Source organism: Enterococcus sp. DIV1067f (assembly GCF_050543505.1).
GTDB classification, from domain to species: domain Bacteria; phylum Bacillota; class Bacilli; order Lactobacillales; family Enterococcaceae; genus Enterococcus_D; species Enterococcus_D entomosocium.
This window is the reverse complement of the sequence record NZ_CP172940.1, coordinates 989,439-1,005,008: the sequence shown is the minus strand read 5'-3', so window position 1 is coordinate 1,005,008 and position 15,570 is coordinate 989,439. Positions and strand designations below refer to the sequence as shown.

The window sequence follows — 15,570 nt, the reverse complement described above, 5'->3', positions numbered from 1 at the left end:
AAATGCCCCTTTCCTTACGATCATGAAAAGAATGTTCATGAGTATTCCTGTGATTCATTCGGCTGGTTTTGCCAATAACGCGCCACAACTGCGAGTTCTGGTTCATAATTAGAGCCAGTGATTTTGGTTTTCATGACCCGTGACCCAGGTGTTCTTGAATGAATCATTTCGTCATCCCCCAAATATAGACCGACATGATGGACTTCGCCTTTTCCTTCTTCATAAGCAAACAACAGCAGATCCCCTGGTTGTGCCTGACTGTAAGGTACGATGTTTGCTTGTTGTGCTTGCTCGATCGTATCTCGGGGGATTAAAATACCATGAAGTCGATGCAGCGAATACATGAATCCAGAACAGTCAAAGCCACTGCCGCTAATGCCTGCCCAGACATAGGGCTGGTTTATAAATTGTTCTGCCAAGGCTATTATTTTTTCTGGGAGCTTTGCCCATGTGTCCGATAGGACGTGAGCAAAAGCTTTAGCGATCGTTGCTGGTCCATTAGGCGTAGCCACTTGATAGGAATCTGCGGTTTCCCCAACAAGTGGTAAAACTGTTCCAAAAGAAACAAGTCGTGTGGTCGAGTCAAAAACAAGCACGGCTTCTTTTGCAATCACACCAATCCTTCTTTTGGCTGTTGCATAGTCTGGTGACAATGGCTTCAATACCTCGTTCGGCAGATAACCCGGATACCCGAGTGGGTGTTTATTGCTTATTTGATCCAAGACGATCACATGGGACCAACCATCCGTTTGGGCGATGACTTCTACAATCGTCCCATATAATACTTCGGAGTCCACTAAGCTTTCCTGATAAAGCCGCATCGTATCTTCATCAGTCAAAAAAGTGTGCAGTGCTTCTAAAGGAAATGCTTTGATTTTTGCTAGTACTTTGTTTTCTTTGGGTTCCTTCCATAAGAAGGAAGAGCCAGCCTGAACAATTTGTTTCATCTTTGCTCCTCTCATAACTGTTTATTCGTTGATTCCTAGTCCGATGCGTTCGGTGACGCTCAAGCTTCCTGGACGCTGAAGAATCCCTTGCATTTCAGGGGAAGTCGTTTGGGTCTCCCACATAAAAGGAACATCCAGATCATAAAATTGGACATCCGCCATCCCCAAGGCAAAATGGGCGGCTGCAGCCATTCCCCCATACCCTTCAATCATCGAACCGACCATCACCGGCATTTGATGCTCTTTTGCCAATTGATAAATTTTTTGTCCCTCTTTGATCCCGCCGCTTTTCATCAATTTAATGTTCATATAATCGCAGCAGTTTTCAGCAATCAAACGTTTGGCATCCTCATAGGAAAAAAGACTTTCGTCTGCCATGATCGGAATCGTCGTCCGAGCAGTCACATAGCTGAGTCCAGCAAAATCATTGGCTTTGACGGGTTGCTCAACAAACTCGATCGGAATGTCTTGCCATTGGTCTAAAATCTGCACCGCTTCTTCTTTGGTCCAGCCTTGATTGGCATCAATTCGAAAGGGGATCTTTCCTGCCAAGCGTTCATTGATGCAGCGAATTTTCGCAACCTCCTCTTCGATCGCACCTACCCCTAGTTTGATTTTCAAGGAGCGAAATCCCGCCTGGACTTTCGCTTTGGCATCATGCAGCATCTGCTCCTGTGAACCAACACTGATCGTATAGTCGGTTGTCAGTGTATTGGCAGAACCACCTAAATAGCGGTAAAGAGGCAAGTTTGCCGCTTTTGCCAGTGCATCATGCAACGCGATATCAATCGCCGCTTTAGGGCTCGTATGATGCTGGATCAACGCATGAAGCTCATCCATTACCAGCAATTGGGCATCTACCTTTCTGCCTAACAGGAACGGGGCAAAGACAGTTTCGATATCTGTTAAAATACTTTCTTTTGTATCACCGGTGATCACTTCGGTAGGTGCTGCTTCTCCGATGCCAACGATCCCATTGTCAAAAGAAAGCAACACTCGAATCACTTCGACGGCGTGCACTTCTCTGAGCGCCGTTTTAAACGGTGCATTCAGCTGGATCGGAATTCGTTTGGTTTCAACTGCTGTGATTATCATTCATGTTCCCCCTAAAAAGAAAAGCCGTTCTTATCTAGCTGGAATGAATGATTCCTCTTCACTGCTAGATAAAGAACGGCTTTATTCCTTGTTCTCAAGTTGCTGAACGCTCGAATCGCGTTCTTCTTTTCTGCAGTACTGTTTGACTACGTCAGTCGGTAGATGTATGAAAAAATTGTTTTTTTACTTATTCTTCGACAAATACATTTTTATAATCATAGGCAGCACCGACACTATGAACGATAAGTCCTTTGATCTTTGATGACCGCAGATGTGCTTCTGCACTTTGGAAAAGCGGTATAACACCCAAATCTTCATTTAAGATTTTTTCTGCTTCCACCATATTTTCCCAACGGGCTTCTGGGTCGTTGGCATTTTCATTGGATGCTTGTTCGATCAATTGGTCGTAGTCATCATTTAGCCATTTCCCACGATTGTAGGAACTGTCTTTTTTGAACAATTCCAAAAAGTTGATTGGATCTGCATAGTCTCCGATCCAGTTGTTCATGACCATCTCAAAATCGCCGCTATTTGAACGATCCAAGCGCACAGAAAAAGGAACGTTTGTGACTTCGACAGTCAATCCATCCAATGTTTGCTGCAAGGTTCCTTGAATGTATTCCGCCATTTTTTTCGATTGGTCGGTATCTGAGGTCAGCAACTCGAAAGACAACGTATCGATCCCCAGCTCAGCTTTGGCCTTTTCCCAATACTCTTGGGCTTTTTCTTCGTCATAGTCTAACGTCGTTGCCGCATCCTTAACAAAGTCAGCTTTTGTCTCTGGATTGAAGGCTAGGTCAGAAGGAACAAAACCGACAGCCGGTAACGAGCCGTTGCCTAAAATATTGTCAACGATTTGTTGTCGATTCATACTATACGAAATGGCTTGCCGCAGATTCGTATTTCGAAAAGGCGAATCTTCTGGTGCTTGATTCATTTCTAAATACTGAGTGGTTGCACTAGGCTGAACAATGTAATCAGCATGGTTCACATTCTGCATCGCCAATTCACCGCTCAAGATAATGTCATCGGCTTGTCCGCTTTCGTACAAGTTATAAGCAGTCGATGAGTCTTTCACGACATCAAAATTAACTTTTTCAAGTTTAACTGAATCGGCATCCCAATAATCCGGATTTTTTTCCAATGACCACTGGATGTCGGTGCCTGGGCCTGCATAATTGGTCAATAGGAATGGTCCATTGTACGCCGCGTTTTCACTTGTTAAGGCGTATTGATCACCAAATTCCTCCACGACACGTTCATTTTGTGGGAAAAAGGTTGGAAAAGCCAGTAAAGATAAAAAGTAAGGCGTCGGTTTTTCTAACGTGATTGTCAATTCATGGTCATTGACTGCTTCGATTCCTAACTCGCTTTTATCCAGCGTGCCATCTGAAATAGCCGACGCATTTTTAATGGGTGCCAGCATATAGGCATAATTAGAAGCTGTAGCTGGATCAACCGTTCGCTGCCAACTGAAAACATAATCAGCCGCTGTAACTGGATCACCATTCGACCATTTTGCCTCTTCTCGCAGTGAAATGGTGTAGGTCAGCCCATCTTCACTAACTTCAGCGTCTTCACTTGCCCCAGCAATCATGGGAACATTTTTCTCATCCAAGCGATAAAGGCCTTCATAGGCATTGTTCAGAGTAATAAAGCTATAAGAGTCGGTTGCTAAAGAAATATCGGCACTGCCCATCTCCGCCGAAAATTGCACATTGATCACTTGCTCTGCGGAAGAAGCTGCTGATGAATCCGTCTCGTTTTCTTGATTGCCATTTTGACAAGCTGCTAAAAAAAAGCTGCTTAGTAACACAAGCGATACTGCATATTTGCTGCGTTTCCCCATTTCTACTCATCCCCTTCTAACATTCAGATAATTCAAAAAATTCTGTTTGTTGTACCGAGTTTACCGCATGTTTATGCAGCCTGTCAATTTAACACGACCAAAAAATGTAAGAGGTTACATAGTTGTGTCAGAAGTTCTCTTCTGAATGTTAAAATTAGAAAAGAGCGACTTTATGCTAAATATCGTTGAAAGGAGTAGTTCCAAGAAACCACACAAAAAAGTTCTGATCTCCTAGCGATCAGAACTTTGGCTGCTCTCTTATACATCATTTCGAAGAAAAATGGATAAAAAAACTCCCACTATTTTCCTAACATTTCGCAAAAAAAAGAAGACACAAATTTTGTCTTCATAGTGCTTTCTCAGAACCTTCCCACTTTTTCGGCTTTCACCTCAAGGAACAAAAGAAATCTCCTCAGAAAGTAAAATAAACGTATCTATTTTAAAATGAGAGTGGTACACTAAACAAACGAAGAGTACTGCACGTGAGAAAAGAAAGACTTCCCCAAGTATCCATTTTCTCCAATACTCTTCGGACTCTTCAGTACGTATATTAATTATACGTACTTTTTTCATTTGTTCAAGGCTTTTGAGGAATTTGATCAAAAAATGACTATCGATAAAAAGCTTACAAGATTCCATAGCTAATTGACAATCATTCTCAATTAGCGCTATACTAAACCAAATCGTCCCGAGTCAAAGGAGGAATTTCATGTATATCCGTACCGTTGCTTTTGAAGTCATTCCAGAAGGAAAAGAACTCTTTCTTGCTAAAATGAAAAAAGATACCGCCTCAATGAAAACATTTGCTGGCTGTCACTCTGCTGAAGCTTGGTTTTCAGAATCAAAAGACAGCCTCGTTTTCCAGTTGGTGTCAAAATGGACCGAGAAAAAAGCCTTTCAAGCTTGGTTAAAACGTCCCGAACATTTGCAAAAGCACCGAGAGGCGTATCGAGCAGAAAAAGAAGGAACTGCAAAACCGAACCTTGTTTTGTCCAAGACCGGTCAAGAATTTGTCTTGATCAATGAAGAACCTACTACTCCTATTTAATGAAAAGAACACCTCTCAAACGCTCAAAGATTGATCGAGCATTTTGAGAGGCGCTTTTTTCTTCTGTGCTTCTTGGCAATTCTACTCCACCGTTCGCTCGTTCAAGGTTCTTCCTTGCTGATCTTTTAATTGCAGCCAACCATTGGTGCCCCCATAGTAAAGAAACATTCCTACCTCGTTGACACTTTTTAATACAACGTCTTCAATCGTGTGTCCCTCTTTGATCGCCGCTTGGTTTTCTTGCCGAATTTTTTCCGCTAAACGAGCAGAAAAACCAACCGATCCGTCTTTATTCAAGGGAATCTCTTGACTCAAAATTGCGCCTTTTTCAATTCGAACCTCGTTGCGTTTTTGCCAATAGACCCTTGCTTTACTCCCTTGATAGTCAACCATGAAGGGTTCATCTTGTAATTCTTTTGACCATTTGTGTCTTGGTTTGCCCCCTTTTTTTGCCTCTTTTGTCGTCTTTTTGCTCGTAGATCCATAGCCAAGAAAATCGATAAAACGATCAAATGGTTTTGCGCTAGCAGCAATGGTTTGCTGCAACTCTTGTGGGATGCCGATGGATGCTTTGGACCCACTAGTTAACTGATATTGTTCTTGATAATAGGCTGCTAAATAAGGAGCCATGATCTCCCAAGATGGTGTGAGGATCATCAAGCGGTCGTATTCTAGCTTGTCGTCAAAGGCTTTATCGTCTGCTACTGAGAAAATTTGGCCGTCTTTGATAAAAAATAGCACAGTATTTTCTTTGACTTGTGCTAGACTTCCCTTAACAATTTGCAGTTGGCCTGCTTCATTCGGCCATTCAAAAAGCAACTGCTGCTCCTCAACGATCGTCTTTTTTAGTTCCATCCTAATCCCTGCTTTCTGTTGTTTTCTCGCCTATTATAGCACTTCTTTTGCTAGATACCTGAGTTTAAGAATCAAAAAAGAGACTGCTTCTGAGAAACAGTCTCTTTTTAAGGGAATTAGTTTACATGCATGGTTTCATTTTATTTTGATTGGTTGATTACCAATGGATCAGCTAAAAAAGCACTCAACTAGCGCTGGTTGATAGATCTCATTGTATTTTGCAACTACTCGTCCGCAACGTTCTTCGATGTCTTCATGATCGATCCCATCGTACCGGATCACATTTAATACGACACATCGTTCCATTTTTCTGACCACTTCACCAATCACGCGGCTTTGTAAGCCGACTGGTTTACATTCATATGCTTTACCTAATACAATTGTTTCTGCTTCCATAATTCTCTCCTTAAAAACTCATTTTTCTAATTGTATTATCATATTATCATCTAATTTTAATTAAATAAAGTAATATGCCCGACATTTTTAAATAATAACTAAAAAAAGCGTTCATTATTCAATGAACGCCCCACTTAAAAACATTATGTTGTTTTATAGTTAAAATTAAAAAACAAGTACTTTATTGACGACTTGCTACCAATAAAGCAGCAAATTCTTCCAGATATTTCTGATCGATCGCATCATAGCTGTTCGCTTTTCCACTATCGATATCCAGCACTCCAAGCAACTGATCATCAACCACCATGGGAACTACGATTTCAGACATCGCTGCTGAGTCACAAGAAATATAATTTTCATGTTCTTTGACATTGGGTACGATCAATGTGGTTTTTTTCTCTGCTGATTCCCCACAAACCCCTTTGCCTAATGTGATTCTGGTGCAAGAGACTCTTCCTTGGAATGGACCTAAAATCAGCTCGCCTTCTTCAAACAAATAATAGCCGGCAAACACTGTATCTTCCAATGTTTCATTCAGTAAAGCAGAAGAGTTGGCTAGGTTGGCGATCCAATTACTCTCCGCTTCTAGCAACCCTTTTAATTGCAGAAGCATCAATTCATACGCTTCGATTTTTTTATTCATTTTATCACCTCTGTCCTTGATTATAAGCAAAGACAGAGGATTTGTCTTGTCTAAATTATTGGGTATTGGAAACAAAAATTGTGAAAAAAGAAGTTGCCTGAAACAGTCTACTTGCCAACCTATGCAGCTATCGATTCTGATCGATTGGGTCAATCATTTGTTGAACCTACTCTGCATCAATCACAGTAAAACGAGTATTTTCATGTTGCACTGTTTCAATTTCATCAAGAATTGCTTTGGCTAACGTACCGCTGGAAGTTACTGATTTCTTTTGGTCGTTGAAAAGCAAGTGATCTTTGCCTAAAATCGCTGGTTTAGCTGGTCCCTCTTGAAATAGATTTCCTGGAGAAATCCCGACCCAATGAACATTTTTGACGGTTTCTAAAAAGAGATATTCATCTAACTGATTTTCTGGGATCGCGATCCAGCTTTCACTTCCTGGGGCTTTTTTCAATTCGGTAAGATTGCGTTCACCCGCTTCATTGAACAAGCTGCCAGCTCCTAAAATGAAGAACAAGCGCGTGTTCTTTTCTCGAAACAAATGAACCAATTTTGCTGCCAGATCCACATGCAAGTACGCTTGGTCAGGACTTGTCGCAAACGCATCGACCAACACATCAAATCCGTCGAGGTCTTCTTCTGTTAACGAAAAAGCATCTTTTGTAAGTGTTTTGACTGTATCACCAAATTGTTCTTTGGCTTTAACTTCATTTCTAACAATAGCAGTCACTTCATGTCCTCGCTGTACTGCTTCTTGATAAATAGCTGAACCTGCATTTCCTGTTGCGCCAATAACACCGATTTTCATGATAATCATCCTTCCTCATCTTTTGTTTGACTAAAACAGTTGTTACTAATCGAGTTACAACTAGAGTATAAAAGAAACTTTCTTTCCTGTCAAGAAATTGCTTAGCAGGTGAAAGTTCTTTTTACTGTGTTGTGTCCGTTCAATCTACTTGATCGGCCTCCCCTTGAATGCCTTCAATGATTGATTGCAGCGAGATGGCGCTCATCTCTTGCTCGATTTTCTTTTGCAGCACATCATAGGTTTCTTCTAATACCCCTTGGATATTCCCCCCAATCAAGCAGTTGGGATTGGTTTTTTTGTCTGCATGTAAAAGATGGTGGTCTTTTTCAACACTCGCATAAATGTCCAACAAAGAAATCTCGTTTGGTTCCTTCGTTAGTTTAGGGTTTGGTTTTCCTCTTTGGCTTTCGATCAACCCAGCAACCCGTAGATCACTCATAATCCGACGAACATAAGCCGGATTCGTTTCAACACTCTGGGCGATCCGATCACTTGATAAATCAGTTCCTTTAAAGAGGTGGATATAAGCGAGGATGTGAATGGCGTCGCTGTATTTGGTTGAGTATTTCACTTCGTCTCCACTCCTTTTTCTTGTATCATACCTCTTTTTTAGCATTTAGACAAAGGGGACTGACCAATCTTACAAAACTCGAGGATCCCGTCAAGAAAAAGCAGCCCTCAAAAAGTTAGTACAAAAGCCTAACTTCTTGAGGGAACTGCATCCTGAACCACTTTTTTACTTTTTATTTAAACAATCACTTTGCTAATAGCCATTCATCCATGCTGATTCAAGCTGATTGCCGTCGGGATCAACGATTTCATAGCCGACCATCATATCCTCTGGAATCCCCATATCAACTTGGAACGATTGGCCACCATTTGCTTCTGCAATCTTTGCAAAATTCTTCGCTTCTTCTGGCGTATCAAAGCTAAACGCGATCAATGCACTACTCGTGTTCTTCGTATCCCCAATACGTCTGCCATTCAGAAACTGTTGATAAAACTCATGTTCTAACAACATCACCCAAATCGATTCACTCCAAACCATTCCGCTGCTAGTCTCGTTTGAGAACTCTTCATTTTTGACAAATCCCAACGCTTCATAAAAGGAGGTTGCACGTTTGATATCAGTGACAGGCAAATTTATAAACACCATTTTATTCGCCATTTTCTTGCCTCTTTTCTTTGATAAGTTGTATTGATGAATCCGCTCTCATTATAGCATCTATCGTTGGATTCACAAAAACATCAGACCTTATCCTACGCCGTTGGTTTCTATCAGCTCATTCAAAACTCGTTTTTCCAAGCAAAAAAACCTTTTCATGAAAGGCCTTTTGCTTTTATCATCTATGGAAAAGTAACCAGATACGCATCACATAGAAGTCATTTTTTCGCTAATCAATTCAACTGCAAGCTGATCTGTTTTTTTCAATACTTAAAGCTCAAGTCTTGAATCGATCACGGTAGCTTTCCCACGATAAATTTTCCGATACTCTTTTGGCGTATAAGTAGTTGCTTTTTTTAATTTCTTACTAAAATAATTTGGATCATTGAATCCTGCTCTGACAGAGATTTCACTGATTGATCGATCACTTGTTGATAGTTCTTTTTTGGCAACTTCAATACGATAAATCATCAAGTACAATGAAAAGGTCATTCCTAATGTATTCTTGATCAAACGACTGGTGTGATACCGGCTTAAATGCAGGTGATCTGCTAAAGTATCTAACGTAATATGTTCTCTATAATTTTCATGAATATAGCGCAATATCTTATGTCTTAAAGAAAGCGAAGGAGAAGCCTCATTATTTTTCTCGATGTGTAGCAAGGAAATCTGATTGATGGATTGAATTCCCCGATCCAATGCATAAACAAAATCATTTGTGATCGGTTCGACCAAGTAATCAATCAAGCCGTAACGCAACGCTTTTTGAGCGATAGCAAAACTTTCTACAGCAGAATACAAAATTGCTTTTGCATTAGGGCAAAATGAAAGCAATACTTTATATAATTCAAAAGAGTCCTCTTCGCCATCCGCATTAATCACTGCAATTTCAACCGGCTGCTCAAGACAGGTACGCTGAAGCGCTTTTTTTGAACAAACCGTCGGAAGCAAGATGACATTCGGAAAATGACGATCGATCAAACGAATCATATCGTTAACTGCTCCATGCTCTTTGCTATCAATGATCAATAAGTTACACACGAAATCTTCTCCTTCGTTTAAAATTCACCCGTTGGTTTTTCTATTTATTTCTCTTGAAAATCAATGACCATTCGCCCTTTGATTTTTCCTGAAAGCATTTCATCAAAAATATCATTGATCTCTTCTAACTGACGCATGACAACTTTAGGAACGACTTTTCCTTCAGCTGCGAATTGGAAAGCTTCTGCTAAATCAGTCCGTGTTCCAACAAGGGAACCGACGATTTTAATACCGTCCAATACAAGTCGAGGAATGTTCAAGTCCATGCTTTCTGGTGGAAGACCAACCGCTACAATCGTACCGCCCGCACGAACGGCATCGACAGCAGAATTGAAGGCTGCTTTTGAAACAGCTGTTACTACAGCTGCATGTGCGCCGCCGGTTGCTTCTTGAATAATTTTTGCCGCATCTTCTTTCGCAGGATTGATCACAAGGTCAGCGCCATGATCTCTTGCAAAGTCCAATTGTTTCTCGTTGATATCAATCCCAATCACTTTTGCATTAAAGACATTTTTTGCATATTGCAAGGCTAGGTTTCCTAATCCTCCTAAACCATAAATCGCGATCCATTGACCTGGTTTAATGTCAGAAACTTTTACCGCTTTATATGTGGTTACACCTGCACAAGTAATGCTGCTGGCTTCAGCAGAACCTAAGCCCTCTGGTACCTTCACTGCATAGTCAGCTACAACGATACACTCTTCAGCCATACCGCCATCTACAGAATATCCGGCGTTTCTAACGGAACGGCATAATGATTCATTCCCGTTCACACAGTATTCGCATGATCCACAGCTTTCATATAACCAAGCGACACTTGCACGGTCACCGATTGCTAGAGAAGTAACATCATCACCGATCGCGACCACTCTACCGATTCCCTCGTGTCCAAGTACGATTCCAGATGCATCTCCGAAGTCACCATCTTTTACATGCAAGTCCGTATGGCAGACACCACAACACTCCATTTTCAATAATGCTTCATTCGGACGAAGCGCTCTCAATTCTTTTTCCTCAATTTTTACAACCTTATCGTTTGATACTACAGCTGCTTTCATAAAGACACCTCTTTCAATTCATTTAAATAAAGAACTTTCTTTTATTTGTGAAGTAATTAACTAACACGAAGAGGTCAGCAATAGCTAGATAAAAGAAAGTTCCCTATCGAGAAGGTTACCATAGAAACCATCAAAAAAAGGGGAATATATTGCTTTTTTTCTGTAATCATTTATGAGAAAAAAATAATGAAATAATTCAAGTTTTTTTCTTAGATTTCAAATTCCATAAACTACAAGGACTAAAAAAACGAAAAAAAATCATCATATAAATAACAAAAGTTTTAATAAAACCTATCAAGAGGAAATTACATAAACATGTAATCTTGGTCTTCCCCATTATTCTCTAATCCTTTTTTTATCAATTCGGTGATTTACGATTTATTTTCTTTCAGGCACTGAGTTTCATATTGGTATTTAACGTGATGTCCCTCATCAGTGTTTTCCTAACAATTTTCACTCCCTTTTTCTCCTTCTCTGCACATAAAAGCAAATAATGCTGAAAGGTGATCGATCAAACAATCTTCAACCTGCAATCTGTCACTATCGGATAGCCGATAAATGACCACAAAAAGTTTCAGTCGATGGCATTGTGTTTCACTCAGACGACTGTTCCCATCAAAATACAAGTTTACCCAGTGGTATGCAGTAATGATCCCCTCCTATTCTTATAGTCGTTTCATGATTTTATCACAACGAATAGAAAGTTTTTGTCACCTCAGACAAAAGAAAAAAGCCCTTGAAATCAAGGGCTTTTGCTTCATCTGATAATAAATGATTAACGACGAATTTCTTTGATACGAGCTGCTTTTCCGTGTAATGCACGTAAGTAGTACAATTTTGCACGACGTACTTTACCGTAACGAACAACTTCGATTTGTGCAACACGTGGTGTGTGCAATGGGAAGGTACGTTCAACACCTACACCGTTTGATACTTTACGAACTGTATAAGTTTCGCTGATACCAGCACCGCGGCGTTTGATGACAACACCTTCAAATAACTGGATACGTTCGCGAGTTCCTTCGACAACTTTCGCGTGAACGCGAACAGTGTCCCCAGGACGGAAAGCTGGGATGTCAGTACGTAATTGTTCTTGAGTTAGTTCTTGAATCAATGGATTCATGTTTATCATTCTCCTTATTCCCAAACATTCTTAAAGCATGAAAGCTCCAGCGGAACATCGTAATAGTTGAGTTTACACTCACTGAAACATCTTACCACAGTCGACCACAGGCTGTAAAGAGAATTTTCTTGTCATCGCGCAGAATATCAAAAAAACTGGCACTATTTTAGTTGCCAGCTTTCGCTTCTTCTTCAATTTCTTTTAAAAGCTTCTGCATTTCTTCCGTCAACGGATAATTTTCTAGCATATCAGGTCGGCGCTGAAAGGTGCGGCGCAATGATTCTTTTAATTGCCACTGCTCGATCAATTTATGATTGCCATTCATCAAAACTTCTGGTACTTTCATGCCTTTAAACTCTGCTGGGCGTGTATATTGCGGATGTTCTAATAAACCAGTGGAATGAGAATCGGTTTGTGCGGAGGTTTGATTGCCTAAAACTTCTGGTAATAGTCTGACCGTCGCATCGATCATGACCATTGCACCCAATTCGCCGCCAGTCAAGACGTAATCTCCCAGTGACACTTCATCAGTGACCAATGAACGGATTCGTTCATCGTATCCTTCATAATGACCACAAATGAAGACGAGGTGCTCTTCGGTAGAAAATTCTTCTGCCATCTTTTGATCAAAAGGTTTCCCCGCTGGGTCTAAAAGGATCACGCGTTTCTTCGTTTCTGGTGCTGCTTCTTCGATCGCTTTGATATTGTCATAGACAGGTTGGACTTTTAATAACATTCCTGCTCCGCCACCATAAGGATAGTCATCCACTGTTTGATGTTTGTTGTCGGAATAGTCACGGAAATTTGAGACGTTGATTTCTAACAGTCCCTTTTCCCTTGCTTTGCCAATGATCGATTCTCCTAGAGGACCTTCGAACATTCGCGGAAATAGTGTCAATACATCAATTCTCATCGTCTAACAACCCCTCTGGGATTTCCACAGTGACCTGACCATTTTCAAGATCGATCGTGTGGACAACCGACTCGATATAAGGAATCAAGGCATCCTTCTTCCCTTTTCGTTGAACGACCCAAACGTCATTGGCACCTGGTGAAAGGATCTCTTTGACTTTACCAATGATTGTGCCATCTTCTTCGACGACTTCCAGACCAATAATTTCATGGTAGTAAAACTCATTTTCTGCTAAATCCACCAAATCATCCTTGGTAACTTTTAAAATGCCGTTACGAAACGGTTCAACATCGTTAATATTGGGATAGCCCTCAAACGTCACTAAATCAAAGTTTTTGTGTTTGCGATGACCTGAAACAATCAATGTTATTGGCTCTTTATTTTCACGAAAAAGTGTCAATTCGGCCCCTTTACGGTAGCGTTCTTCTGGAAAATCCGTTTGTGATATCACACGTACTTCTCCACGGATTCCATGTGTATTGACGATTTTTCCTACGTTTAAATATTCTGTCACGTTCGTTCCCCATTTCTTCTAACTTCTGTTCTATTTTAGCATAGCAAAGTAGCGAATTCTAGCCGTTTCCTAGCGCCCCATGTTTTCCTCAAAATCATCGCGCGAAAAATGCCCCTTCGACGCTTGATCAAAGGGGCATTGTCCTAATATGAACCTTATTGATTCATAGAAACGGCCATTTTCAATGCTGAACGTGCATCTTGATGTTGCACCGTTCGAAGGGTCTTTTCTTGTTGCCAAACCACTGTAGTTGCTGTATGGTCATTTTTTCCCATATCGATAGTGATTTGACCGACCTCAGGCGCTGGGAGCATAGCTTCTTCCAGATACGCTACCACTTCTTTGGCAACCGGAACTGGATCTTGTTCCTCTTGATTGACTGCTCGAACAGTCAATGACCAATTTCCTTCTTGCCAGCTCAAATAACTGGAGCCAGCAGCTCCTTGCATATGCCCAGTAATGCCATATCCGAGATCAACGGCTTGTCCGCCATCATCAGCTGTTACATTGACCGCTGCAGCAGCTTCATCCGCTGATTGATAGTCTTTTGATTGAAAAGCAGCAATCGGTGTTTCCTCGTTCAAAGCCTTGTCATTGAGAGGCAGCTGCTTATCAAGTCCATAATAAAGAATCGAAGCATCGGACTGACTGCCAGCTGTGGCCGCATTCAACACTTTACCTGAAGCAAGTGGAATGTCCTTGGGCAAGACAAGATCAGGGAATGCCGCTTGTATTTGAGCGTAGATATCTGCAGTACTATTCGTGTTTGAAGAATCCCTAGAAGCCGCCTGACTAGAAGACGTACTTGATTGACTTGTTTCTGATTGACTACTTGCTTGCGTTTGGGTACTTTCCACCATACTCGTCGCTGTTGTTTCGGCACTACTGGCTTGACTGGTTTCTGGTTCCTGTTGATTATTGCAGCCAGCTAAGGCGCCCATCGTCAGCAGCGTAACGAATAATCCTAGTTCTTTTTTCATGATGTTCCCCTCCTTATACAAAGAATACCCCTCAATAAAAAAAATGACAAACAAGTCAGATTGTCTGTCATTTTTTTGTTGATTTTTTAAAGATTTGTCACCCAATTTTGCAGTGATTGAAAGCCATCCTTGATCCATTGCCAAACTTGATTGGCGATCGTCGATAGGTCGCCCCAACGAAAGTTTTGTGTCCATTGGTTCAATTGCGTCATGATCTCCTCACGATAGACCCAAATTAAAAAGAGCAACAACAAGATCCCTAGCGTTCGCCAAAGAAAAGAACCAATTTTATAAATAAAGACGAGGATCAAAAGAACGACGATCCATGCGATTAGTTGAGACATACAAGCACCTCCTCCTTTTGATTATCTCAAAACCACCTTTTTTTGTCCTCCATCTTAAGCATGAATTTTACAAAAAAAGCATTCCTCAAAGAGAAATGCTTTTCATTCTTGCTTATTTACCATCAATGATATTCAAACGAACTTTTTTTGGTCCATTTGTCCGTACACTGTAAACGATTGTTCGAATTGCTTTGGCAACCCGACCTTGTTTACCGATGATACGACCAATATCCTCTGGTGCCACAGTAAGATTATATTCCAAGAAATCATCTGACTCTACCAGCTCAAGCTTGATATCCTCAGGTTTGGTAACAAGTGGTGAAACGATCGTTAAGACTAATTCTTGCAAATCTTTCATCCAAAGTCACCTTATTTCTTAGTGAATTTTGCTTCGTGGTGTTTTTTCATAACGCCTTCTTTAGAAAGGATGTTACGAACTGTATCTGAAGGTTGCGCACCTTTAGATAACCAATCAAGAACTAAATCTTCTTTGATTGTCACTTCAGCTGGGTCTAGTAAAGGATTGTAAGTACCAACTGTTTCGATGAAACGTCCGTCACGAGGAGAACGTGAATCTGCTACGACGATACGGTAAAAAGGTTTCTTTTTAGAACCCATGCGTTTTAAACGAATTTTTACTGCCATTATTTACACCTCCATTGATTTAATCACAAGAGCTAGTTTAACAGGTTTTTCCGATGGTGTAAAGAGTTTTTTCTTTACAGCTAAAAAAAGTTTCTTCTTTCTTATTTTCTAAGCATGGTTATCTTTTGCCAGAATGAATCAGGACG

19 protein-coding genes are annotated in these 15,570 nt (G+C 40.8%); 1 reads left to right on the top strand and 18 read right to left on the bottom strand.

Annotated features, from left to right (window positions below):
- Positions 1–35: 35 nt before the first annotated feature.
- From IGJ42_RS04700 to IGJ42_RS04690, 3 genes are all read right to left on the bottom strand, one after another.
- A complete protein-coding gene (locus IGJ42_RS04700) occupies positions 36–947 on the bottom strand; it encodes a C40 family peptidase (RefSeq protein ID WP_008377632.1) in 912 nt (303 codons plus the stop codon).
- A gap of 21 nt (positions 948–968) precedes the next feature.
- Positions 969–2,042, bottom strand: a complete 1,074-nt coding sequence (locus tag IGJ42_RS04695) for a dipeptide epimerase (RefSeq protein ID WP_086332134.1) — start codon at positions 2,040–2,042, stop codon at positions 969–971.
- A gap of 187 nt (positions 2,043–2,229) precedes the next feature.
- Positions 2,230–3,891 (bottom strand): peptide ABC transporter substrate-binding protein, encoded by a 1,662-nt coding sequence (locus IGJ42_RS04690; protein WP_008377628.1) that lies wholly within the window; start codon positions 3,889–3,891, stop codon positions 2,230–2,232.
- 709 nt (positions 3,892–4,600) lie between these two features.
- Between IGJ42_RS04690 and IGJ42_RS04685 the strand changes: the two genes are divergently transcribed.
- Positions 4,601–4,939 carry an antibiotic biosynthesis monooxygenase family protein gene (locus tag IGJ42_RS04685; RefSeq protein WP_086332133.1) on the top strand — a complete coding sequence of 113 codons (339 nt, stop codon included), beginning with the start codon at positions 4,601–4,603 and terminating at the stop codon, positions 4,937–4,939.
- An 81-nt stretch (positions 4,940–5,020) separates the two neighbouring features.
- On the opposite strand, the gene IGJ42_RS04680 is transcribed toward IGJ42_RS04685, so the two are convergent.
- The 15 genes from IGJ42_RS04680 to rpsP form a co-directional block, all read right to left on the bottom strand.
- Entirely contained in the window at positions 5,021–5,794 is a 774-nt protein-coding gene (locus IGJ42_RS04680; RefSeq protein ID WP_086332132.1) for a hypothetical protein, read from the bottom strand.
- Positions 5,795–5,962: 168 nt separating this feature from the next.
- Complete coding sequence (locus tag IGJ42_RS04675; protein WP_005237217.1) at positions 5,963–6,190, bottom strand: hypothetical protein; 228 nt, start codon at positions 6,188–6,190, stop codon at positions 5,963–5,965.
- Between the two features lie 181 nt (positions 6,191–6,371).
- Positions 6,372–6,833 (bottom strand): GAF domain-containing protein, encoded by a 462-nt coding sequence (locus IGJ42_RS04670; RefSeq protein WP_086332131.1) that lies wholly within the window; start codon positions 6,831–6,833, stop codon positions 6,372–6,374.
- A 166-nt stretch (positions 6,834–6,999) separates the two neighbouring features.
- Positions 7,000–7,650 (bottom strand): NAD(P)H-binding protein, encoded by a 651-nt coding sequence (locus IGJ42_RS04665; protein ID WP_016613898.1) that lies wholly within the window; start codon positions 7,648–7,650, stop codon positions 7,000–7,002.
- Between the two features lie 130 nt (positions 7,651–7,780).
- Positions 7,781–8,212: an Rrf2 family transcriptional regulator gene (locus IGJ42_RS04660; RefSeq protein ID WP_061053880.1), complete on the bottom strand. Its 432-nt coding sequence runs from the start codon at positions 8,210–8,212 to the stop codon at positions 7,781–7,783.
- Between the two features lie 192 nt (positions 8,213–8,404).
- A complete protein-coding gene (locus IGJ42_RS04655; RefSeq protein ID WP_086332129.1) occupies positions 8,405–8,809 on the bottom strand; it encodes a VOC family protein in 405 nt (134 codons plus the stop codon).
- A 267-nt stretch (positions 8,810–9,076) separates the two neighbouring features.
- Entirely contained in the window at positions 9,077–9,796 is a 720-nt protein-coding gene (locus IGJ42_RS04650; RefSeq protein ID WP_430616135.1) for a helix-turn-helix domain-containing protein, read from the bottom strand.
- 95 nt (positions 9,797–9,891) lie between these two features.
- A complete protein-coding gene (gene adhP, locus IGJ42_RS04645) occupies positions 9,892–10,905 on the bottom strand; it encodes an alcohol dehydrogenase AdhP (protein ID WP_008377614.1) in 1,014 nt (337 codons plus the stop codon).
- A 775-nt stretch (positions 10,906–11,680) separates the two neighbouring features.
- Positions 11,681–12,028 (bottom strand): 50S ribosomal protein L19, encoded by a 348-nt coding sequence (gene rplS, locus IGJ42_RS04640; RefSeq protein ID WP_002357176.1) that lies wholly within the window; start codon positions 12,026–12,028, stop codon positions 11,681–11,683.
- Between the two features lie 166 nt (positions 12,029–12,194).
- Positions 12,195–12,941: a tRNA (guanosine(37)-N1)-methyltransferase TrmD gene (trmD, locus tag IGJ42_RS04635; RefSeq protein ID WP_005237230.1), complete on the bottom strand. Its 747-nt coding sequence runs from the start codon at positions 12,939–12,941 to the stop codon at positions 12,195–12,197.
- Positions 12,931–13,455: a ribosome maturation factor RimM gene (rimM, locus tag IGJ42_RS04630; protein ID WP_005237231.1), complete on the bottom strand. Its 525-nt coding sequence runs from the start codon at positions 13,453–13,455 to the stop codon at positions 12,931–12,933. Before rimM ends, trmD begins: the two co-directional genes overlap by 11 nt.
- Positions 13,456–13,610: 155 nt before the next feature.
- Positions 13,611–14,435, bottom strand: a complete 825-nt coding sequence (locus IGJ42_RS04625; protein WP_034878719.1) for a hypothetical protein — start codon at positions 14,433–14,435, stop codon at positions 13,611–13,613.
- A gap of 86 nt (positions 14,436–14,521) precedes the next feature.
- Complete coding sequence (locus tag IGJ42_RS04620) at positions 14,522–14,779, bottom strand: hypothetical protein (RefSeq protein WP_005228919.1); 258 nt, start codon at positions 14,777–14,779, stop codon at positions 14,522–14,524.
- Positions 14,780–14,891: 112 nt separating this feature from the next.
- Positions 14,892–15,137, bottom strand: a complete 246-nt coding sequence (locus IGJ42_RS04615; protein ID WP_005228918.1) for a KH domain-containing protein — start codon at positions 15,135–15,137, stop codon at positions 14,892–14,894.
- 11 nt (positions 15,138–15,148) lie between these two features.
- Entirely contained in the window at positions 15,149–15,424 is a 276-nt protein-coding gene (rpsP, locus tag IGJ42_RS04610) for a 30S ribosomal protein S16 (protein WP_005228917.1), read from the bottom strand.
- Positions 15,425–15,570: the final 146 nt, after the last annotated feature.